This is a genomic window from Polaribacter sp. BM10, from assembly GCF_002005425.1.
In the GTDB taxonomy this organism is placed as follows: Bacteria; Bacteroidota; Bacteroidia; order Flavobacteriales; family Flavobacteriaceae; genus Polaribacter; species Polaribacter marinaquae.
This window is the reverse complement of record NZ_CP019704.1, coordinates 440,391-463,118: the sequence shown is the minus strand read 5'-3', so window position 1 is coordinate 463,118 and position 22,728 is coordinate 440,391. Positions and strand designations below refer to the sequence as shown.

Genomic DNA, 22,728 nt, shown 5'->3' with positions numbered 1-22,728 from the left:
GGGCTGATATTTATATATAATGATGTAAAATTTATTTTAGTATTTTAGTTTTAGGCAAAAGACCGAGATGTATTCTCGGTCTTTTAATTTTTAAAAAAGAAAGTGTCACAAATCAGGTTTTACAAAGTCATTATATAAAACACTAAAACTTTATAACATGAAAAAAATAATTACTCTATTAATCTTAACGATTTGTATAAACAATTCTATTTTTTCTCAAAAGAAAATAGAAGCATCAACTATTTTAAATGATATAAAAAATGGCAAAAATATCTCAATCAAAAATGCAACAATCATAGGAGTTTTAGATTTAACATTTATGGATGATGCTTTAAAAAATGTACCTAAAAAGAAAAAAAGCAGTTGGTTTAATTGGAACTCTAATAATAACAGTAATACAAACGAAATCAAAAAACTAATTAGCGTAAAAATTTCTTTTAAAAACTGCACTTTTAATAATGATGTTTTAGCTTACATACCTACAGAAGAATCTGGTTATACTTTTACAGCAAGTTTTGAAGAAGAAGTAATTTTTAAAAACTGTGAATTTACTAGAAAAGCTATGTTTAAATATTCTGATTTTGACAAAGATTCAGATTTTTCATATTCAACTTTTAATGATGATAACACTTTTAAATATGCTAAATTCCTTCAAAAAAGCAACTTTTATAAAACCAAGTTTAATGAAGTTGCAACATTTAAGTATGCTAAATTTAGTAAAAATGTAAGTTTTGCAAATGCCATATTTAAGGATACCGCTACATTTAAATATACACAATTTAAAAACGGAGTTTCATTTAACAACACTCAATTTAAAGAAGATCTTAATATAAAATACATGAATGTTTCTGGTGGTTTTGATATTACAGGGATGGATGTTAATTATGAAATCGACTCTAAATACACCAAAATAAACGGTAAAAACTTCAATAAATATTTAATAAATAATAAATAGGTATTTATACGTATATGCAGTTTTTTAAATATTTGTAAATTGCAGCATAATGGAAAAACGGTTAGATTAGGGGCTGACCAAAACCAATTAAACCTAGCTTTTTAATCAAAAAGCTAGGTTTTTCAATTTTAGAATCAATCATATATTTTAAGAATTTTTTATTTTATTAAAACGCAAACTTTTAAAAATTAAGCAGTTAAATACAATAATAATTTAAACCTTAATTGTCAAAAAAAATGCATTAATTCTATATTATCAAAAATAATAATAGACTAAAAATAAAGATTTAATAATTTATAATCTCTTAAAATAAGTATTTGTTAAATAGCAGTAATTTCCCTAATTTGCATTTTACAAAATAGAACTTATGCCGATAGAAATTACCAGGTTATTTGACATCCCTTATTATCAATTAGAAACATATAATTTAAATAAATCGTTATCAACTAAATTGAATGATAAATGGGTAAGTACTTCGACCAAAGAATATGTAGAAAAAGCAAACCAACTAAGTAGAGGATTATTAAAATTAGGTGTTCAACCTAACGATAAAATTGCAGTTATATCATCAAACAATAGAACAGAATGGAATATTTGTGATATTGGTGTTTTACAAACTGGTGCACAAAATGTACCAATTTACCCAACAATTAGTAAAGAAGATTATGAATATGTTTTAAATCATTCTGAAGCTATTTATTGCTTTGTTTCTGATGAAGAAGTTTTAGAAAAGCTTAACCAGATTAAAGCAAATACAATGTTAAAAGGTGTTTTTACTTTTGATGATATTGCTTCAGAAAAATCTTGGAAAGATGTTTTAGAATTAGGAAAAGATACTGCAAATCAAGATGAAGTTGAACAAAGAAAAAAAGCTGTAAAACCAACAGATTTAGCAACACTTATTTATACTTCTGGTACAACAGGTAGACCTAAAGGTGTAATGCTTTCTCATGACAATATTGTCTCTAATGTTTTAGCCGCTAAAGAGCGTGTTCCTTTAGACGATGGTAAAGATTTAGGATTAAGCTTTTTACCTGTTTGTCATATTTTTGAAAGAATGATTTTGTATCTATACCAATATTGTGGTGTATCTATTTATTTTGCAGAATCAATAGAAAAATTATCTGAAAACGCTCAAGAAATTAAACCAAACGTAATGACTGCAGTGCCTCGTTTGTACGAGAAAATTTACGATAAAATTATTTTAAAAGGAGAAGCTCTTTCTGGAATTAAAAAAGGACTTTTCTTTTGGGCTGTTAACTTAGGGCTAAAGTTCGAGCCTAATGGCGCAAACGGTTGGTGGTACGAAAAACAACTAAGTTTAGCTAGAAAACTAATATTTTCTAAATGGCAAGAAGCTTTGGGAGGAAATTTAAAGATTATGGTTTCTGGTAGCGCAGCATTACAACCAAGATTAACTAGAGTTTTTGCTGCTGCAGGCATGCCAATTATGGAAGGTTATGGGTTAACTGAAACTTCTCCTGTAATTTCTGTAAACGACCAAAAAAACAAAGGTTTTAAAATAGGTACTGTTGGTAAAACTATAAGCAAAGTTGAAGTTAAAATTGCTGAGAACGGAGAGATTTTAGTAAAAGGACCAAATGTAATGTTGGGTTATTATAAAGACCCTAAAAAAACTTCTGAAGTTTTAAAAGATGGTTATTTTCATACAGGTGATAAAGGTGAATTTGATAAAGAAGGTTTCTTAAAAATTACCGGAAGAACTAAAGAAATGTTTAAAACCTCTGGTGGTAAATATGTAGTACCACCATTATTAGAAGGAGAATTAAAACAATCTTTATTTATAGAACAAATAATGGTTATTGGTGAAGGTGAGAAAATGCCTGCAGCAATTATTCAACCAAATTTTGAATTTATTAAAGATTGGATTGATAAAAAAGGTTTATCAATTGGAAAAACGAATGAAGAAATTATCAGTTCTGAAATAGTAATTAATAGAATTCAAAGAGAAGTAGATAAATGTAACGAACAATTTGGTAAATGGGAACGTATTAAACGTTTTGAACTTACTAAAGACGTTTGGTCTATTGATGGCGGTCATTTAACACCTACAATGAAAATGAAAAGAGCTATAATTAAAGATATTTACAAAGATTTATACGAAAAAATATATAGACCTTAAAAAAAGAAAACCGAGCTAATGCTCGGTTTTTTTATTTTGATTTTTAAACTCCGAATTGAGTTAAATGATGATCTAAATGTTTGTAAAAGGAATTATTCCATTCTTGTGAAGTTAATGCACCAAAAGAATGAGATTCTTTACCCTCAAAATGTTTAGCTCCCAATTCTTGGGTTTGATTGATGTAATTTATCAATCTTGTTTTTTCTAGCTCAAAATCCTTTTCTTCAACAATTATAAATTGAGGTGCTGTTTTTCCGTTTTTACTATAAGGTTTAGCAGAAACAACTGCATTTTTAACAAACAATTTCAGCATAAACTTCATAAAAGCATTTGGCTTAGGATGTTTATCGGTATACACCATTTCGTAAGTAACATTGCAATGTGCCAACATTTGCGAAACAGACATTTTACCCCAATGTGGTTGGCTAGATGTTGTTAATTTATCAATTCTAGCAATAACCTTATTACTAACCTCTTTTTCAAAAATATTTTTCATTTTAATTTATTTTTTAATGTAAAATTTTAAATAACAATTCTTTTAAAATATCATGACTTGTTTGATTTGCTCCTACTCCTTTACTTTTAACATCTGCTTCTCTTAACATAGCAATAACCTGTGCTACTTTTCGCATTGGATAATTTCTAGCTGCCAAAAAATACTCATCAACAAAATACGGACTAACGCCAATTGCTTTTGCCACAGAGTTTTTTGATTTATCTTTTAAACCATGAAAAGAAAGTAGTTGCGTAAAATAACCGTTTAATAAAGATATAGTCATTATTAAAGGATTACTTTTTGGATTTTCTGCAAAATAATTAATAATTCGATTTGCTTTTACAATATTCTTCTCTCCTACTGCTTTCCTTAACTCAAAATTATTAAAGTCTTTAGAAATACCTATATTTTCTTCGATATGTTTATCGTTAATAATTGTTGCCTCTGGTAACACAAGCATTAATTTTTCTAATTCATTAGAAATTTTACTTAAATCAGTACCTAAAAACTCAACTAACATTAAAGCTGCTTTTGGTTCAATTTGGTATTTTTTACCGCTTAAAACTCTACGAATCCAATCTGAAACTTGATTTTCATATAATTTTTTACTCTCGAAAATAACACCTGTTTTGGCAATCGCTTTGTGTAATTTTTTACGTTTATCTAACTTTTTATATTTATAATTTAAAACTAAAACTGTTGTTGGTTGCGGATTTTCGGCATAAGAAACTAACTTTTCTATATTTCTACTTAAGTCTTGTGCTTCTTTAACTATTAAAACTTGTCTTTCTGCCATCATTGGGTAACGTTTAGCCGCAGAAACAATATCTTCTATACTTGCATCTCTACCATACATTACTTGCTGATTAAAACCTTTTTCTGCTTCATCTAATACATGTTCTTCAATATAATCTGAAATCTTATCAATATAATATGGTTCTTCTCCCATTAAAAAATAAATGGGTTTTATAGTACCGCTTTTAATATCTGATACAATGGCTTTAACTTCGTTCATTTATTCTTTTATAATTATTGCATTTTGTAATTCCTCTTCTGTTGGCGTTTCAAACCAGTTTTCCATAAATTCAAAATTAGCCTCACTAACTTCAAATTCAAAAGTAAATCCTTTATCTAAGTTTCTTTTTAATACTCTTTCTTTTCTAATTTCTTTTGAAACATCTAAAAAATGAAGTTGAACATTAATAGTATTATCGTTAGCGAATTTTCTATACTTTTCTCTGTGCAAAAACTTAGAAAGTCCTACATCTAAAATACTATCTACACCACTAGCTTCTAACTGTAATATCAAATCTTCTATTATAATTTCTGCTCTGTCAATTCTTTCTAAAAACCAATCTAAACCATCTATATCTTTCTTATCCGGAAAAAATAAAACTTTATTCCATTTATCCAAAGTAAAAATAATACCAGAAGTTTCTTTTTTTAAATTACTTGCGTATGTAGATTTACCTGCGCCAGTATTACCAACTAATAAATGTATCATAACTGTTTTTTAATTACTTTTGACCGATGCAAAAACTGAACCTACCCAACTACAATTTCCGTCTCAAAAGTAACGAAAATAACATGCTTATTTTTGATATTTTAAGAAAAAAATTCTTGGTACTAACACCAGAAGAATGGGTAAGACAACATTTTGTTTTATATCTTTTAGAAGAAAAAAAATATCCGAAATCTCTTATTGCCTTAGAAAAACAATTAACGATAAACAATAGAAAAAAAAGGACAGATATTTTAATTTTTAATGCAAAAGGTAAACCAGATATTATTGTGGAATGTAAAGCGCCATCTATTAAAATTACGCAAGCTACTTTTGATCAAATTGCGAGATATAACTTAAAATTAAAAGCAAATTATTTAATTGTTACCAACGGTTTGCAACATTTTTATTGTAAAATGGACTTTGAAAATGAAACTTATATTTTCTTAAAAGACATACCAGATTATATTTAGTTATTATCTTATTAGAATTATCCATTTTCTAATAGTTTTAAATAAGTTTTATAACGTAAATTTGCACCCTTGAAAACAGCAATCGTCATATTAAATTGGAATGGTCAAAAACTATTAGAACAGTTTTTACCATCGGTAGTTAATTTTAGCTTAAATGAAGCCGAAGTTTATGTAGCTGATAATGCTTCTACAGATAGCTCTATTTCTTATATTAAAGAGAATTATCCGTCGGTAAAAATTATTGAAAACCCAACCAATGGCGGTTATGCAAAAGGTTATAACGATTCTTTACAAGCTATTGATGCAGATATTTATTGTTTATTAAATTCTGATGTTGAAGTAACTAAAAATTGGTTAAAACCGGTATTAGATGTTTTTAATAATGATGATAAAACAGCTATTATTCAACCTAAATTATTAGATTTTAAAAATAAAACTAAATTTGAGTATGCTGGTGCTGCTGGCGGATTTATAGATTTATACGGATACCCTTATTGTAGAGGAAGAATTTTTAATTCTCTAGAAACAGACCAAAATCAATTTGATGATACTTCAGAAATTTTTTGGGCTTCTGGCGCTTGTTTGTTTATTAGAGCAAATGTTTATCACAAACTTGGTGGCTTTGATGAAGATTATTTTGCACATCAAGAAGAAATAGATTTATGTTGGAGAACTCAAAATATTGGTTATAAAGTAAAATATGTTGGCGCGTCTACTGTTTATCATGTTGGCGGAGCAACTTTACAAGAAACGAATCCGCATAAAACATTTTTAAACTTTAGAAATAGTTTACTAAATGTTGTAAAAAACGTGCCTAAAAAGTGGTTTTTATTTGTAATTTTTTCTAGATTAATTTTAGACGGAATTGCAGGATTAAAGTTTCTAATCGAATTAAGACCCGTACATACTTTTGCTGTTGTAAAAGCACATTTTAGTTTCTATAAAAATTTTTATAAATATTTAAAGAAGAGAAAGTTATTACAAAAGAAACAACACTACAATTTACATACAAGTGTTGTTTGGCAACATTTTATTTTAGGTAGAAAAAAATTTGAAAACTTAAAATAAGAATTAAAGAATATCTAGACTTCCTTTTCCTTCTCTAATTACTTCTGGCTCTTCTGTTAAATCGATTACGGTAGACGCTTCATTACCGCCATAACCACCATCAATAACAACATCAACTAAATTTTGCCATTTTTCAAAAATTAACTCCGGATCTGTAGTATACTCTAACACATCATCATCATCTCTAATAGATGTAGATACAATTGGGTTGCCAAGTTCTTGCACTAAGGTTCGAATTATCGAATTATCTGGAATTCTAATACCAACCGTTTTTTTCTTTTTAAAGACTTTTGGTAAGTTTTTACTGCCTGGTAAAATAAAAGTATATGGACCAGGCAAAGCTCTTTTAAGTATTTTAAAAGTAGCAGAATCTATTTGTTTAACGTAATCAGAAAGATGGCTTAAATCGTTACAAATAAAAGACCAATTGGCTTTTTCTAACTTGATTCCTTTTATTTGAGCAATTTTTTCTAAAGCTTTTGGTTTTGTGATATCGCACCCCAAACCATAAACCGTATCTGTAGGATAAATAACTAAACCACCAGCTTGTAAAACTTTTACAACCTTTGCAATTTCTTTTGGGTTTGGATTTTCGTTATAGATTCTTATAAATTCTGCCATAATATAAAAATACAAAAAACTCAGCTTGAAATACAAACTGAGTTATTTTATTTGGGAAGAATTTTAGAAATTAAGATTTATCTACTAATCTAAATCCTTCTCCGTGAATATTTAAAATTTCTACTTTTTCGTCTAATTTTAAGTACTTTCTTAGTTTAGCAATGTAAACATCCATACTTCTAGAAGTAAAATAGTTATCATCTCTCCATATTTTAGTTAATGCCAACTCTCTAGGCATTAAATCGTTTTTATGAAGCGCTAACATACGCAACAATTTACTTTCTTTTGGCGATAATTTTACAGGCTCTCCATCTTTACCAACAGATAAATGACGTAATTTAGAATTGAAAAAGAAATTTCCAATTGTAAACTCAAACTGTTCGTTTTCTGTAGAATTATCTGTTTCTTTTCTTTGTAGAATAGCTTTAATTTTGTGTAACAAAACTTCCGAATCGAAAGGTTTATTTAAATAATCATCTGCACCAACTGCATAACCTTTTAAAACGTCTTCTTTAAGCGTTTTTGCAGTTAAGAAAATAATTGGCACTTCTTTATTTGTTACTCGAATATCTTGTGCTAAAGAAAAACCATCTTTACGAGGCATCATTACATCTAAAATGCATAAATCGTAATCGCTGTTTTTAAACATAATTAAACCTTCTATTCCATCTTTTGCATGTGTAACGTTATAATCGTTTAATGCTAAATAATCTTTTAGAACTGTTCCAAAATTTGGATCATCTTCAACTAATAAAATCTTTTTACTTCCCATTATTATTTCTTTATTTTAAATTAAAGGTAATTTTACTGTAAATATGCTACCTTTTCCTTTCTCACTTTCCACAAAAACTGTTCCGTGGTGTTTTTCTACAATTTCTTTTACATAAGCCAAACCTAAACCATGGCCCTTAACATCGTGTATGTTTCCTTTTTGTTCTCTATAAAACTTTGTAAAAACTTGTTTCTGAACGTTTTTACTCATTCCAATACCAGAATCTTTTATTTTAAACACAAAAAACTTACTTGTACTTTCGGTATAAACATCTATAATTGGTGCGCCTTCAGAATATTTAATTGCATTTTCTAACATGTTTACAACCACGTTGGTTAAATGAAATTGGTTTCCTGGTAATTCTGATACAATTGCTTTGAAATGAGTAGAAACTTTACCTTTTCTATCTTCTATTAACAAGCTAACATGTGTAATTGCGTCTTCTATAATGTCGTGTAAGTCTATGGTTTCCTTACTTAAATCTATCTGATTTTTTTCTAATCTAGATATTCTTAATACATTTTCTACTTGAGAATGCATTCTTTTATTTTCATCACGTATCATTTGCACATATCGCAAAACCTTAGAATCGTCACCCAAAATCTTAGGGTTTTTTATCGAATCTAATGCCAAATTTATTGTTGCTATTGGCGTTTTAAATTCATGCGTCATATTATTGATGAAATCAGTTTTAATCTCTGATATTTTTTTCTGACGAATTAATTGATATAATGAACTTGAAAAAGCAATAATTATAATGAATATAAAAAACAACGACAGCAATAAAATATTAGAAATTCCTGCCAAAATATGATCATTTTTATCCGGAAAAGTAACATGTAAATTATAAGTTGTGTTTCCTAAAGGATCAAAAAACAACGGATATTTAAAACTATCTTTTGTATCGATTGTGTAATAACCAGATTTTAATTTTGTTGCCAAACCATCAGAACCATAAACACCATATTTAAAATCTAATACAATGTTTCTTTTAACAAGTTCTTCTTTAATAATTGTATTTAAATCTTTGTTGCTTAAACGTTGGTGAATTAATTTTCTATTATTAACAAAATTTAGAATTTCTATAGTCTGTAATCTATCAAACTCTGTGTATCTTCTTGTAAAAGAAAACCTTTGTTCGTCTAACTTCGGAAATAATTCTTCTGGACTTTTAATTAAAGATAATTTAGAAAAATCTGTTCTACCTGTAACTCTTTTATAGATTATAGAATCGTGATTTAAAAAATCTGATGTTAACTTAAAATTTTCTTCTAAAAAAGTACCACCAACTGTAATTTTAGTGTTTGTTGATGTATCTATTTGTTGAATTAAATGTTGCTTCAATTCGGCTGTACCAGCCAATCCTTCTTTAGAAATTATTTCGTTAATTTTTTTCTGAAAAGTAGAAATTTCTTTTTCGTTAATTCTCTCGGTTGCAGCACCCAAAGATTTTTGCACATCATTTTTAAATTGTGCTTGTTTACTTTCTAGCGCATTGTTAATCCAATAGAGTTGTACAGCAATAATTCCTATCAAGGAAATACTCATTAAAACAACAATAAGAATAAACATTTTTTTACGCATAAATCAAATTTACTACTTTCAAAAGTTGTAGTTATCGATTTTAACCTAAATTAACTGTTTTATTAGAACTTTAAGACTTATTTAACAGAACTGATAGGGTTCCTTAAATTGAGCATTGCTTTTTTGTTAAAATATTATGAATCTGTTTAACCAAAATCTTGGTGTTTTTAACATTATAATTATCAACAACATAGTTAGATAAAAGCATTTTTTTATTGTCTTTCCATTGAATATTTATTCTGTTTAACACTTCTTTTCTAGTAGTATTATCTCTTTTTATAATTCTATTGATTCTTTCTTCTAAATCAGTATAAACAGTAATTATAAAATCGAATTGGTTTTGAGTATTACTTTCGAATAAAATTGCACTTTCATACACAATGTAATCTTTATCAGAGTTATTTTCTACAAATTTTTTAAAATGATTTTTAACTTCTGGATGCACAATATTGTTAAGAACCTTTAACTTTTCTTTATCTTTAAATACAATATTTGCTAAAAAATCTCTATTTAAAACTGCATTTTTAAACACTTCTTCACCAAAAGATTTAATAAGATTTTCTTTGATAACTTTTGATGTGTTCATTAACTGTTTTGCTTCTATATCTGCTATATATATTGCAACTGTAGAAAACTCATTAAACATTTTAGCCACTGTAGATTTTCCGCTTCCTATACCTCCTGTTAAGCCAATTATCATCTTATTTCTGAATTAAAAAATCTATTTTATTTGGTGTTATCTTATAACCTTTAATTACTGATGGTTTATGCACTAATTTAGGAATTAGATATCCTAAATTACTTGCAGTTGTTTCGCTGTAGTCACATTCTATTTTAATTACGCTTTTATTAATTTTATTAAAACTAGAAAGACCAACAACATATGTAAATTGTACTTCTTTAGAAAGCGTATTTATTACAACTCCTTCAGGAACGTTTATAATTTTATATTCAATATTTAAAGACCCTTCGGTAAACTTTTCTACTTTTCCAGAAACAGTAATTTTATTAGTTTTAAATTTTAAATTTTTGTAATTTTCTTTTGGTTTTATTGATAGTTTTTTGGTAAAATCTACTTTTAAGTCTTGCAAAACTAAAGGTTCAAGTTCTACATTGTTCATTTTTGACAAAAGCATTTCTGGACCAGAAACAGTAATACTATCTGGTGTAATTTTAACTTCTTCAGAAAGATCATATCCAACATGAAAATTTAATTTTAAGTTGGGTTTTACGGCTATTTTCTTTGAAACTAAACTACCAACATCTAAAAACACTGTGTCTTTTACAATTTCTTTCAATTCTATACCAGAAGGTAATTGTTTCGCTATATTTTTTTGCTGCTTATTTAAAAGTAAAAAATGTTTAGTGCCTTGTTTTTTAATCAACGAGCTAGCGTCAATAACAATTGTTTTTGCATTGAACCTAGTTCTAAGAATCTTAAAACCATTTGCTTTTACTAAGACTTCTAACTCTTTGGTTGGTGTAGCTTGAAGTAATTTATTTTGTGAAATATTACTATAATCTACCGGAAAAACAATAGATGTATTATACTCTTTAGAAAATGTAATTAAAAGCCAAATTAGTAAAGAAACTAAAAGGAAACTAATAAATGTTTTGGGTATTTTCTTTGTTGTTTTCAATAGAGATTTTTTGTTACTGCAATCTACACAAAAGCGTACAAACAAAAAAGTGAGTATTGTCTAAATTAGACAATACTCACTTTAAATTATTTGTTAAGCAAAATTATTTTTTAGCAGGTGCTGCGTATTTTTTACTTAATTCCATAGAAATTGCAGAACGTTCGAATTTAATTTTTCCTGCTCCTGTTTCTATAGTTATTGTATTATCTGTATTATTTACATCAGTAATTTTACCGTGTATACCACTAGAAGTAATCACTTTTGTACCAGTTTTTATTTCTGCTTGAAAAGCTTTCTCTTTTTTCTGACGATTCATTTGTGGTCTTATCATAAAAAAATATAAGACTAAAATCATTGCAGCAAATGGTAACATACTAGCCAAACTACCAGAATCTAATTGTAATAAAATTGAGTTAAACATTATGATTATTTAGCTTTAGGTGTAACAGAACCTCTTAATGTTAAAACTTCTCTACCAGATTCTGTGTTTGTAGTTAAAGTTACAGTTTTCATTTGTCTGTTTGGTTTTCCATTTGTGTTAAACTTAACAGCAACTTCACCAGTTTCTCCTGGCTTAATTGGTGCTTTTGGCCACACAGGAACCGTACAACCACAAGAACCAGTTGCGTTTGTAATAACTAAATCTGTTTTACCAGAGTTTGTTACTTTAAATACAGTTTCTACAATATCTCCTTCGTTTACAGTACCAAAATCGTACTCTTTTTTGTCTAAAGAAATTGTAGCTACTCCTTTTTTAATTTCTGCATCTCTAGATTTTGCATTATCTAAGTTAGCTTTGTTAATTTTTGTTGTTGCACTTCCGCTATCGCAAGAAACCATAAAAGTTGATGCTATTAAAAACGCGAATAAGAATGATATTTTTTTCATTGTAAATCTATTTTTTGTAAAATTAATAAAATATTTTGTGTTTACATATTTTAAATAAGTCCTCTACCTATTTTAACAATTTTGTCATTTGCTATAAACTCTTTAGAAATCTTATCTAAAACTCCGTTTATAAAATAACTACTTTTAGATGTAGAATAGTCTTTAGAAATTTCTATGTACTCGTTAATTGAAACTCTAGTTGGTATCGACGGAAAGTTAAAAAACTCTGCAATAGACATTTGTAAAAGAATCATATCTATTTCTGCAATTCTATCAGACTCCCAATTAGGTGTCTTATCCTCTATAATTTGTTTATACTCTGCTTGTTTTAAAACTGTTTTTCTAAAAAGCTTAGACACAAACTCTTCGTCATCTTTATCTTTATATAAAGAACCTAAAACAAACAATCCGTTTGCTTTTTGTTTGCTTAAAGTTTTAACAACCCAAGTATTTACAAAAGGAATATCATCTACCCAAGAAATCATTTCATCTTCGTAAAAATCTGCTAACTTCTCATTTGGTGCAATAATTTCTTTAAAGAAATCGATAACAAAAGCTTTGTCTATTTTAAAAGAATCTTCTTCTGTAGCAATATATTTTTTATATAAATCGCTATTTTGAAGTTCTTCGAATACAATCTTTACATACTCATCGTTGTCTTCCCAATGTTTTAGGTTATTTAATTCTAAATATCCTTCTACACTTACACTTTCGGCAATAATATTAATTACCTTATTATCTATAAATTTTGTGTTTGGTTTTAAATCTGCTTCTGTAGCAAGAATTTTCTTTTTAGAAAGTGCAATTTTCTTTGCGGCTAATTTTTGTACTTCTACTAACAGCTGCATGTTTAAAACATATAAATCAAACATTTTTAAAACACTGTGTTTTAAGAATTTTTCTTCTCTAATAATGTCATCATTATGAGACTGTAACATTGCGTATACAGATTGCATTACTTTAACTCGAATATGTCTTCTGTTAATCATTTTTTCTAAAGAACTTTTATGAAATAAAACACGATGGTTTTGGTTTTTAACGAGCCACAAAAATAATATTATTTTACTTCTAAATACACATCTATTTTAATTTCTTTTTTCAATTTGTTATATCAAGATTACAAAGGCAAAAAAAGCATTAAATTATTTATAAAAATGTATCTTCGTACTTCATTAAAAAGTACTTCTTATTTGTATTTCTTTTAACATTAATTAAATAAATACAATTGCAATAAGTAGTATTTTTATCTCTAAAACTTCAAATTAAAAATTGAAAGCTCTAAAATATATAAATAAGTACTTTATAAAGTATAAATGGCGTTTATTAATTGGTATTTTAATTACCATTTTATCTAAATTACTTGCACTTAAGGTTCCGCAAATTGTTGGTGATTCTTTAAATATTGTAGAAGATTACCAAAACGGAACAATTACCGATATCGAACTTGTAAAACATCAACTTTTAATTAATGTATTGATAATTATTGGTGTAGCAATTTTAGCTGGTTTTTTTACTTTTTTAATGAGACAAACCATTATTGTAACTTCTAGATTAATAGAGTTCGATTTAAAAAACGAAATCTATCAACAATACCAACGCTTATCTTTAAATTTTTACAAAAAAAATAGAACAGGAGATTTAATGAATAGAATTTCTGAAGATGTTTCTAAAGTAAGAATGTACGTTGGTCCTGCAGTAATGTATAGCATGAATATGATTGTTTTGCTTGTAGTTGGTTTTACTCAAATGATAAATATTGATGTAAAACTAACCATGTATACATTAATCCCTTTTCCTGTTTTATCAATTTCTATTTTCGTTTTAAGTAAAGTAATTCACAAAAGAAGTAGTATTGTACAAGAATATTTATCAAAATTAACCACTTTTAATCAAGAGTTTTTCTCTGGAATTGGTGTGGTAAAATCTTACGGAATAGAAAAATCTATTATCAAAGATTTTGATGAAATTGCTGATAAAAGCAAAGAGAAAAACATTCATTTACAACAAGCAAATGCACTTTTTTTTCCGTTAATGGTACTTCTTATTGGTTTAAGCAATATTATTGTTATTTACATTGGTGGGCAACAATATATAAATGATGAAATTCAAATTGGTACAATTATAGAATTTATGCTTTATGTAAATATTTTAACTTGGCCTGTTGCAGTAATAGGTTGGGTAACTTCTATGATACAACAAGCAGAAGCTTCGCAAGTTCGAATTAACGAGTTTTTAGAACAAGTGCCAGATATTGAGAATAATAACACAAAACCAACAGTTTTAAACGGTAAAGTAGAATTTAAAGACGTAACCTTTACCTATGAAGACACAAATATTACGGCATTAAAAAATATTAATTTTACCGCAGAACCAGGTGAAACAATCGCTATTTTAGGAAAAACTGGTTCTGGAAAATCTACAATTATAGAGCTTATTGCAAGATTATACGACACAAAAGAAGGTTTAATTTTAATTGATAATAAACCAATTGAACAAGCAAACCTTAATGATGTTAGAAATCAAATTGGTTTTGTTCCACAAGATCCGTTTTTGTTTTCTGAAAGTATTGGTGACAATATTAAATTCGGAAAAGAAGATGCAACAGAAGAACAAATTATACAAGCTGCAAAAGATGCGGATGTTCATAAAAATATTATCGATTTCCCGAACAAGTATGATACTGTTTTAGGAGAAAGAGGTGTAACATTATCCGGAGGACAAAAACAAAGAGTTTCTATTGCAAGAGCAATTATTAAGAATCCTAAAATTTTAATTTTTGATGATTGTTTGTCTGCAGTAGACACAGAGACTGAAGAAAAAATACTAACAAATTTAAAAAGAGTTTCTAAAAACAAAACCACTTTTATTATTAGTCATAGAGTTTCTTCTGCTAAAAATGCTGATAAAATAATTGTATTAGACGATGGTAAAATCAGTCAACAAGGTACTCATAATCAATTAATAACAGAAAAAGGCTATTATAAAGATTTATACGAACAACAACTTTTAGAAAAAGAAAATTAATCTTTAACATTGCTAAGTAAAATATTTTATTAGATTTGTTACTAATAATAAACAACATAACTACTATTTAAAAGAACATGGCAGAGAGAGTTGAACAGGAAGAAATTTTTTCACAAGTATTAAGAGCAGGAAGAAGAACGTATTTTTTTGATGTAAGAGCAACAAAAGCAGACGATTATTATTTAACGGTAACAGAAAGTAAAAAGTTTACTCACGATGACGGAACTTTTCATTACCAAAAGCATAAAATTTATTTATATAAAGAAGATTTTACAGATTTTCATGAAATGCTAAAAAAAGCAACAGATTATATTATAAATGAAAAAGGAGATGAAGTAATTAGCGAACGTCATCAGAAAGATTTTAAGAAAGAAGAGCCTAAAAATACTGCAGAAGAAACTGCTTCTACAGAAAGTTTTACAGACATTTCTTTCGATGACATATAAGTTTATTCAAAAAATTTGTTTAAATTTAACAACTCAAAAGAAATAAATAATAAATAAAGAGTAATTAATCTCTTATTACATTATATACAATTTCAATTCAAATTCAAATTTTACACAAAAATTAAAAAACCGCAAACTTACTATTTGCGGTTTTTTTATATTTATATTTTTAGTTTAAAACACGTTTCATAGTTTTAGATTTCGAAACTGTTTCCTCCCACTCTTTTTCTGCGATACTATCTTTTGTAATTCCGCCACCAACATAAATATAAGCTGTATTATCTTTAATTTTCATACATCTTAAGTTAACAAATAAAGCTGATTCTCGAATTTCTGTTTTAGAAATATTAAAGTTTAACTCACCTAAAAAACCTGTATAAAATTTTCTGTTATAACCTTCATTAGAATCTATAAAATTACTAGCTAAATTACGAGGCAAACCACAAACCGCCGGGGTTGGATGTAAAGCCCTAATCAATTCTTTTAAATTAGATTTTTCGCTTAGAATTCCAGATACTTTAGTTCTTAAATGCAAAAGACTTCCTGCATTAATTGTTTCTGTTTTATCAATAATTAAATTATTAGAAATTGGTTGTAATTGTGTTTCTATAAAATTAGTTACCAATTGCTGCTCTTCTAATTCTTTGGACTTCCAAATAATGTCTTTTTTGTTGGTATTTACTTGAGTACCTGCTAAAGACATTGTTTTAAAATTAGTGCCTTTTAAGTTTAATAATGTTTCTGGTGTAGCACCGAACCACAAACCAATTTCTGGGTGAAACCAAACATAAACAAATGCATTTTGGTAGGTTGATAGCAATGTTTTGTAAATCTCTAAAATGTTTACAGGTTTTAATTTTACAAGTTCTTCTCTAGAAATAACAACCTTTTGTAAATTATTAGTTTTTATAGTTTCTACTGCTTTACTTACAATATTTATGTGTTTTTCCCTATCAAAATCAACTAAACTAGTTGCTATATCATCTCTTAGAAGTTTTTCTTGTGCATCTATGTTTTCAGAAATAATTAAAGCTTTTTTATAAGAAAATAAAATTGCCTTTTCTTCTTTTTTATAAGGCGCAAAAACAAAACCACTTTCTGTAAATTCTGATGTAAATTCTAACGTATTATCTTTTAGTAAAAAAGCAGTAACCAAACTTTTGTTCGGTTTTCTATATGCAACAAAAGGCAAATTATTAGAAAAATGTTTAGCAATTGTATCGAGTAAATTATTCAAATTGAAATTATTTTTTACGAATATCTAGAACTATGTTTGTCATTTTAGCAACAGAAATTAAAGCATCATTTTCATCAACAATTTTTACTTCCCAAAGATGTGTCGTTTTACCTTTGTGAATATTTTTAGCTGTTGCATAAACCATACCTTCTCTTTTACTTTTTATATGATTTATAGACAATTGAATTCCGTTAATAAACTGAGTTTTATTATCAATAAAAAAGTTAGAAGCTGCACTACCAACACTTTCTGCTAACGCTGCAGTTGCACCACCATGAAGCTGCCCATAAGGTTGATGTACATTAGAATTTACTGGCATTTTGGCTGTTAAAAAATCGTCTCCAACAGCAACATATTCAATATCAAGAGTTTCCATTAACGTGTTTTTAGAACGCTCGTTAAATGATTTTAAAATACTTGTTTTATCCATAATCTATTATTAATTATGTAAAAATACGTATAAAAAATTGTATTTTTGCAACTGAAAAGTTAAACCATTCTATGTACAAAATACGCGTAATTTTAGACACTAAAGAAGACATTTTAAGAACAATAATTGTAAGTAATTCTTTTAATTTAGAAGATTTACATTTTACAATTGCAAAATCTTTTGGTTTTGAAGGGCAAGAAATGGCCTCTTTTTATAGAACGGATGACGAATGGAATCAAGGAGATGAAATTCCGTTATTTAACATGGCAGAAGCCGGTGAAGGTATTTCGATGCAAACATGTGTTTTAAAAGAAACACTACCTAATGTTAATGACAAGCTTATTTATGTTTACGATTTTTTAAATATGTGGACTTTTTATGTTGATGTTGTAGATATTTCTGCGGATGAAAAACAAGATTTACCACAAACTATATTATCGGTAGGAGAAATTCCAAAAGAAGCTCCAGAAAAAGAATTTGTAGCAGAAAAATTAGATTCAGAATTTGATGATGATGAGGATGATTTTGATCCTTTTGATGATTTTGATTTCAACGAATATTAATATTCTATTATTCAAAAACTCTCAAATCACTTAAAATAAGCAATTTAAATAAATACCTTTTTTTTAAGTAACAAAATTGTAAATTAGTCGTCTTACTATCATAACCGACTAAATTCAACTTTTTGGAAACTATCTTATCTTTAAAAAACCTCGATAAAAAATACGGAACCGTACACGCAGTAAACAATCTTTCTTTTGATATTAAAAAAGGAAATGTATACGGAATCTTAGGTCCCAACGGCAGTGGAAAATCTACCACTTTAGGAATTATTTTAAATGTAGTTAATAGAACTTCTGGAGAATTTTCTTGGTTCGACGGAAAATTATCTACACACGAAGCCTTAAAAAAAGTTGGTGCAATTATAGAGAGACCTAATTTTTATCCTTACATGACTGCTGTACAAAACTTAAAATTGATTTGTACTATCAAAGGAATTTCAACAGATAAAATAGACGAAAAACTTAAAACTGTAAATCTTTTCGAGAGAAGAAATAGCAAGTTTAAAACATTTTCTTTAGGAATGAAACAACGTTTAGCAATTGCATCTGCTTTGCTAAATGATCCAGAAATTTTAATTTTAGACGAACCAACAAATGGTTTAGATCCGCAAGGAATTCATGAAATTAGACAAATAATCAATAAAATTGCAAGTACAGGCACAACAATTTTATTAGCATCGCATTTACTTGACGAAGTAGAAAAAGTTTGCTCGCATGTTGTTGTAATAAGAAAAGGAGTAAAACTTTACAGCGGTAGAGTTGATGAAATGACCGCTTCTAACGGTTTATTTGAATTAAAAGTTGAAGATGATGAAGCAAAATTACTTTTAGAATTAGAAAATCATCCTTCTATAAATAAGGTAACAAAAGAGCACGAAACTATTATCGCTACTTTAAACGATGCTATTTCGGCAACAACACTAAATACTTTTCTATTCGAAAAAGGAATAACTTTAAGTCATTTAGTGAAACGCAAGCCAAGTTTAGAACAGCAATTTTTAGATTTAACAAACAACAACTAATTCATTGTTTTAGCATCGTTTTAAAACAAACATCAACTTTCAAAAAACACCAAACATCATGTTAAGATTATTAACTATAGAGTTTCATAAATTAAAACATAATAAAGCTAGTAAAGTACTTTCACTTATCTATTTTGGCCTTTTAACTTGTATTGCATTAATTGCGGCAATTAAGTTTGATATTGGCCCTATAAAATTTCATTTGGCAGAAATAGGAATTTTTAATTTCCCATACATTTGGCATTTTAACACCTACATTGCTGCAATTTTAAAGTTCTTTTTACTCTTAGTTATTGTGTCTATGATGGCAAATGAGTATAGTTACAAAACTTTAAAACAAAACTTAATTGATGGCTTAAGTAAAAAAGAATTTATACTATCTAAATTTTATACAGTAATTGTTTTTGCTTTTGTTTCAACTGTATTCGTATTCTTTGTTTCCTTAGTATTAGGTTTAATTTATTCTGATTATAATGAATTGGCAATTATAACCTCTGATTTGCAATATTTATTAGCTTTTTTTATCAAGTTAGTAGCCTTCTTTTCTATGGGGTTATTCTTCGGAATTTTAGTAAAAAGATCTGCATTTGCAGTTGGAGCAATGGTTGTTTGGTTATTTGTAGAAAGCATGTTTAAAGGGTATTTATTCTGGACTTTTAAAGACTCTGAAAACACAAGTGAAAAAGTAGATAGCGTAATGCAGTTTTTACCTTTCGAATCTATGGCAAATTTAATAAAAGAACCTTTTACAAGATTAGGTGCTGTTAGGTCTGTAGCAAACCAAATAGGAGAAACTTTTACAAAAAGTTACACTGTAGATTTTTCTGCAGTTGTAATTGCTTCTGTATGGACTTTTATTTTTATTTATTTATCTTTTACATTGTTAAAAAAGAGAGATTTGTAGTACAATTTAAATATATTTGATGAATTCATAGCAATTACATCAAATGAGGAATTTATTTACATTTTTTATATTAATTTCTGCTCTTAACTTTTACGCACAAAAAGAAGCTAATTTTTGGTATTTTGGAGAAAATGCAGGTTTAGATTTTAGTAACGGAGAACCAAAAACGCTCAACAATGGTAAATTAAGTACAGATGAAGGATGTTCATCAATTTCTAATTCAGACGGTGATTTATTATTTTATTCAGACGGAATAACTCTTTACAACTCGAAACATGAAATAATGACTTTTTCTGATGGCAGACTAGCTACTTCTTTAGAAGGAAATCCTTCGAGTACGCAATCTGCTTTATTTGTACCAAACCCAACGAATAAAAACATTTATTATCTTTTTACAGTTGGTACTAATTTTGTTGGTAACACATCATATCCTGTTAATCCTGGTTTTAACTTTTACACTATAGACTTGTCTTTAAACGGTGGTTTAGGCGAAGTTACATCTGGCCCCGTAAGTTTAGATACAAACCCTTATACTGGTGAAGACTTATCTTATTCTTGGTCAGAAAAAGTTACTGCAGTGCAAGGAAGCTGTGGTTCTATTTGGGCATTATCGGTAGTAGAAAATCATTTTTTCGCCTATGAAATTACGAGCGCAGGTGTCAATATTAATAATCCTGTAATTAGTCGCATTTTTTACAACTTAACTGATAAAAGAGGTTACTTAAAAGTATCTCCAGATGGTTCTAAAATTGCCATGGCAGATTACAATGAAGGATTTGGTTCTTTTGGAGGTGGTAGCTTAGTACTTTTAGATTTTGATATTAACACAGGCGTAGTAAGCAGAAATATACAAAGACTAACAGAACCGAATAATGAAGGAGCTCCTTATGGAGTAGAATTCTCTAAACAATCTAATAAATTATATGTATCTACATTTAATTCACAAAACAATATTTACCAATTCGATTTAACAAAACCAAATGTAGCTGATACTAAGGTGTTAATTAGCTCTCAAACGGGTTTTAGAAGTGGTTTACAATTGGGTCCTAACGGAAAAATTTATAATTCTATACCAGGAACCCGTTTTCTTGGTGTTATCGAAAATCCAGATGCCGATGCTAGTGATGTTATCTATATTAATGATGCGATCGACTTAGGCACAGGTAGAGCTACCCAAGGCTTACCTCCTTTTATACAATCTTTTTTTAAACCTATTGATATTGTAGATGTAAAAGACTCTAGTATTGTTTTAAGCAATAGCAAACAGAATGTTTGTGCTGATCAAAGTTTAAAATTAGAGCCAAAACTAGAAGAAGAAGCATTAGGAACTTATAATTATGTTTGGACTAAAGAAGAAGACACATCAATAAGAATTACAACAAGAGAACTAGAACTTACAAACACTAATTATGGCTCAGGAAAATATAATTTAGAGATTAAAACCACAGATAGTTGTGGTAATGACAAAACATACAATAGTTCTGTAGAAGTAGAATTTCAATCGATTCCTACAATAAACAACTCAATAATTTACAGTCAATGTGATTATGACACTAATTCTCTAGACGGAAAAACTTTTTTCAATTTAGAAACAAAAGAAATCGAATTATCAAATAACGCTACTGATGTTTCTGTTGAGTTTTTTGAATTAGATGATACACCAATAAGTAATAAAGTTGGCTACGTTAATAAAGAAGCTGCAATAACAAATTCACATATTTTAAAAGTAAAAGTTACTAATAATACAACTGGTTGTTCTGTATTTGGTCAAATAGAGTTAAAAGTTACACCAACAACTTCTGGCTTTAATCAACTTAAAAACATTTACAAAGCAGAAATAAACGCATCTACAGATTTAACAAATTATAGTGAGGGGTCTAACGATGCCGCTTTTAATTTAGATGAGAAAATCGATAAGGTAATTTCTAATTCATCTGGTGTTTTTAATAGAAGCGAATATCAATTTAAATACTATTTAACTTCAGAAGATGCAGCAAAAGAAACCAACGAAATAACGGCACCTTACACTGCAAACAGATACGGAAATAACACAAGAATTTATTTAAGAATTTCTAAAGGAAATGCTTGTGAAGGTATTGCAGAATTTAGCCTGTTTGTTAACAAGCTTCCAGAACCATTAAATGCAATTAATCCTAATATTATATGTTTAAATTTCCCAGACAATTCTCCTGTTTTAGAAACTAAAAGTATTCTTTCAGAAACTGGTAACTCTATAGATAGTTACAAATGGTATTTAAACTCTGTAGAAATTCCTAATGAAACAAATTCGTCTTTAACCATCAATAAAGGTGGCGATTACAAAGTAATAATTAATAGGTTTTATGAAAACGAACCAGGAAATGAAGATGATATAGAAACTACCGGTTATAAAACATTTTCTGTTCTAGAATCTAGCATCGCAGAAAACATTTCAATAAAATACATTGATAATCAAGATGAAGGATTTAACAATAGTATAACTATAAATGTAGAAGGTTTAGGTGATTATGAATACGCCTTAAATAACAATTCTTTAACCGAATTTAAAAAAGGTGATACTAATTTATCGTATACTTTTACCAATGTACCAACCGGTCTTAATAAAATTTACATTAGAGATAGAAATGAATGCGGAATTGTAAACACAAATGAAATTTCATTTATTTATTTTCAGAGACATTTTACACCCAATGGAGATGGCGTTAATGATACTTGGAACATTTCTGGAATTGATAATAATTTTTATACCGATGTTGATTTACAAATATTTGATAGATTTGGTAAAGTTCTTAAAATTATAGACTTAAAAACAGAAACTGGTTGGAATGGAACTTACAATGGTAAACTTTTACCCACAAATGATTATTGGTACAATGCCGTTCTAAAAGATGTAAACGGAAATATTAGAAAACAAACTGGTCACTTTTCGTTATTAAGAAAATAAATTCTCATTTAGTATCC

General features: G+C 27.9%; 23 protein-coding genes. 10 read left to right on the top strand and 13 right to left on the bottom strand.

Annotation, left to right across the window (positions count from 1 at the left end):
• The first annotated feature begins 157 nt into the window (after nt 1-157).
• Together BXQ17_RS02005 and BXQ17_RS02000 are read left to right on the top strand one after the other, a co-directional pair.
• Nucleotides 158-955 carry a pentapeptide repeat-containing protein gene (locus BXQ17_RS02005; RefSeq protein WP_077809022.1) on the top strand — a complete coding sequence of 266 codons (798 nt, stop codon included), beginning with the start codon at nt 158-160 and terminating at the stop codon, nt 953-955.
• Between the two features lie 367 nt (nt 956-1,322).
• On the top strand, nt 1,323-3,098 hold the full coding sequence (locus tag BXQ17_RS02000; protein ID WP_077809021.1) for a long-chain fatty acid--CoA ligase: 1,776 nt from the start codon (nt 1,323-1,325) through the stop codon (nt 3,096-3,098).
• A 43-nt stretch (nt 3,099-3,141) separates the two neighbouring features.
• Here BXQ17_RS02000 and BXQ17_RS01995 read toward each other — a convergent pair whose 3' ends face one another.
• Genes BXQ17_RS01995 through BXQ17_RS01985 form a run of 3 tightly spaced genes read right to left on the bottom strand, consistent with a single transcriptional unit; the run spans nt 3,142 to nt 5,098 of the window.
• The gene (locus BXQ17_RS01995) at nt 3,142-3,594 is read right to left on the bottom strand and encodes a DUF1569 domain-containing protein (protein WP_077809020.1); all 453 of its coding nucleotides are present in this window, start codon (nt 3,592-3,594) and stop codon (nt 3,142-3,144) included.
• A gap of 13 nt (nt 3,595-3,607) precedes the next feature.
• Entirely contained in the window at nt 3,608-4,609 is a 1,002-nt protein-coding gene (gene holA / locus BXQ17_RS01990; RefSeq protein WP_077809019.1) for a DNA polymerase III subunit delta, read from the bottom strand.
• Nucleotides 4,610-5,098 (bottom strand): ATP-binding protein, encoded by a 489-nt coding sequence (locus tag BXQ17_RS01985; protein WP_077809018.1) that lies wholly within the window; start codon nt 5,096-5,098, stop codon nt 4,610-4,612.
• 26 nt (nt 5,099-5,124) lie between these two features.
• Here BXQ17_RS01985 and BXQ17_RS01980 point away from each other — a divergent pair, with 26 nt between their 5' ends.
• Nucleotides 5,125-5,568: a type I restriction enzyme HsdR N-terminal domain-containing protein gene (locus tag BXQ17_RS01980; protein ID WP_077809017.1), complete on the top strand. Its 444-nt coding sequence runs from the start codon at nt 5,125-5,127 to the stop codon at nt 5,566-5,568.
• A gap of 69 nt (nt 5,569-5,637) precedes the next feature.
• Nucleotides 5,638-6,636, top strand: a complete 999-nt coding sequence (locus BXQ17_RS01975) for a glycosyltransferase family 2 protein (protein ID WP_077809016.1) — start codon at nt 5,638-5,640, stop codon at nt 6,634-6,636.
• Nucleotides 6,637-6,639: 3 nt separating this feature from the next.
• Here the strand turns inward: BXQ17_RS01975 and BXQ17_RS01970 are convergent, their stop codons facing one another.
• From BXQ17_RS01970 to nusB, 8 genes are all read right to left on the bottom strand, one after another.
• Entirely contained in the window at nt 6,640-7,257 is a 618-nt protein-coding gene (locus tag BXQ17_RS01970) for an L-threonylcarbamoyladenylate synthase (protein WP_077809015.1), read from the bottom strand.
• 70 nt (nt 7,258-7,327) lie between these two features.
• The gene (locus BXQ17_RS01965) at nt 7,328-8,029 is read right to left on the bottom strand and encodes a response regulator transcription factor (protein ID WP_077809014.1); all 702 of its coding nucleotides are present in this window, start codon (nt 8,027-8,029) and stop codon (nt 7,328-7,330) included.
• Between the two features lie 15 nt (nt 8,030-8,044).
• The gene (locus BXQ17_RS01960) at nt 8,045-9,601 is read right to left on the bottom strand and encodes a sensor histidine kinase (protein ID WP_368348310.1); all 1,557 of its coding nucleotides are present in this window, start codon (nt 9,599-9,601) and stop codon (nt 8,045-8,047) included.
• Between the two features lie 115 nt (nt 9,602-9,716).
• A complete protein-coding gene (gene coaE / locus BXQ17_RS01955; protein ID WP_077809012.1) occupies nt 9,717-10,313 on the bottom strand; it encodes a dephospho-CoA kinase in 597 nt (198 codons plus the stop codon).
• Between the two features lies 1 nt (nt 10,314).
• Complete coding sequence (locus tag BXQ17_RS01950; RefSeq protein WP_077809011.1) at nt 10,315-11,253, bottom strand: CdaR family protein; 939 nt, start codon at nt 11,251-11,253, stop codon at nt 10,315-10,317.
• A 103-nt stretch (nt 11,254-11,356) separates the two neighbouring features.
• A complete protein-coding gene (gene yajC / locus BXQ17_RS01945) occupies nt 11,357-11,674 on the bottom strand; it encodes a preprotein translocase subunit YajC (RefSeq protein WP_077809010.1) in 318 nt (105 codons plus the stop codon).
• A 5-nt stretch (nt 11,675-11,679) separates the two neighbouring features.
• Nucleotides 11,680-12,141: a DUF1573 domain-containing protein gene (locus BXQ17_RS01940; protein WP_077809009.1), complete on the bottom strand. Its 462-nt coding sequence runs from the start codon at nt 12,139-12,141 to the stop codon at nt 11,680-11,682.
• Nucleotides 12,142-12,191: 50 nt separating this feature from the next.
• Nucleotides 12,192-13,130 (bottom strand): transcription antitermination factor NusB, encoded by a 939-nt coding sequence (gene nusB, locus BXQ17_RS01935; protein ID WP_077811332.1) that lies wholly within the window; start codon nt 13,128-13,130, stop codon nt 12,192-12,194.
• 280 nt (nt 13,131-13,410) lie between these two features.
• Here nusB and BXQ17_RS01930 point away from each other — a divergent pair, with 280 nt between their 5' ends.
• Both BXQ17_RS01930 and BXQ17_RS01925 read left to right on the top strand, forming a co-directional pair.
• Entirely contained in the window at nt 13,411-15,165 is a 1,755-nt protein-coding gene (locus BXQ17_RS01930) for an ABC transporter ATP-binding protein (protein ID WP_077809008.1), read from the top strand.
• Nucleotides 15,166-15,242: 77 nt separating this feature from the next.
• Nucleotides 15,243-15,611 (top strand): PUR family DNA/RNA-binding protein, encoded by a 369-nt coding sequence (locus tag BXQ17_RS01925; protein WP_077809007.1) that lies wholly within the window; start codon nt 15,243-15,245, stop codon nt 15,609-15,611.
• Nucleotides 15,612-15,780: 169 nt separating this feature from the next.
• Here the strand turns inward: BXQ17_RS01925 and BXQ17_RS01920 are convergent, their stop codons facing one another.
• Both BXQ17_RS01920 and BXQ17_RS01915 read right to left on the bottom strand, forming a co-directional pair.
• Complete coding sequence (locus BXQ17_RS01920; protein WP_187661418.1) at nt 15,781-16,848, bottom strand: chorismate-binding protein; 1,068 nt, start codon at nt 16,846-16,848, stop codon at nt 15,781-15,783.
• Between the two features lie 7 nt (nt 16,849-16,855).
• Nucleotides 16,856-17,278 (bottom strand): PaaI family thioesterase, encoded by a 423-nt coding sequence (locus BXQ17_RS01915; protein WP_077809006.1) that lies wholly within the window; start codon nt 17,276-17,278, stop codon nt 16,856-16,858.
• Between the two features lie 71 nt (nt 17,279-17,349).
• On the opposite strand from BXQ17_RS01915, the gene BXQ17_RS01910 reads away from it, so the two are divergent.
• From BXQ17_RS01910 to BXQ17_RS01895, 4 genes are all read left to right on the top strand, one after another.
• On the top strand, nt 17,350-17,841 hold the full coding sequence (locus tag BXQ17_RS01910; RefSeq protein WP_077809005.1) for a hypothetical protein: 492 nt from the start codon (nt 17,350-17,352) through the stop codon (nt 17,839-17,841).
• 122 nt (nt 17,842-17,963) lie between these two features.
• Nucleotides 17,964-18,863, top strand: coding sequence for an ABC transporter ATP-binding protein (locus BXQ17_RS01905; protein ID WP_077809004.1), 900 nt, complete (start codon nt 17,964-17,966; stop codon nt 18,861-18,863).
• A 58-nt stretch (nt 18,864-18,921) separates the two neighbouring features.
• Complete coding sequence (locus BXQ17_RS01900; protein WP_077809003.1) at nt 18,922-19,767, top strand: ABC transporter permease; 846 nt, start codon at nt 18,922-18,924, stop codon at nt 19,765-19,767.
• Nucleotides 19,768-19,810: 43 nt separating this feature from the next.
• Nucleotides 19,811-22,711 carry a T9SS type B sorting domain-containing protein gene (locus BXQ17_RS01895; protein WP_077809002.1) on the top strand — a complete coding sequence of 967 codons (2,901 nt, stop codon included), beginning with the start codon at nt 19,811-19,813 and terminating at the stop codon, nt 22,709-22,711.
• The last annotated feature ends 17 nt before the right edge of the window (nt 22,712-22,728 follow it).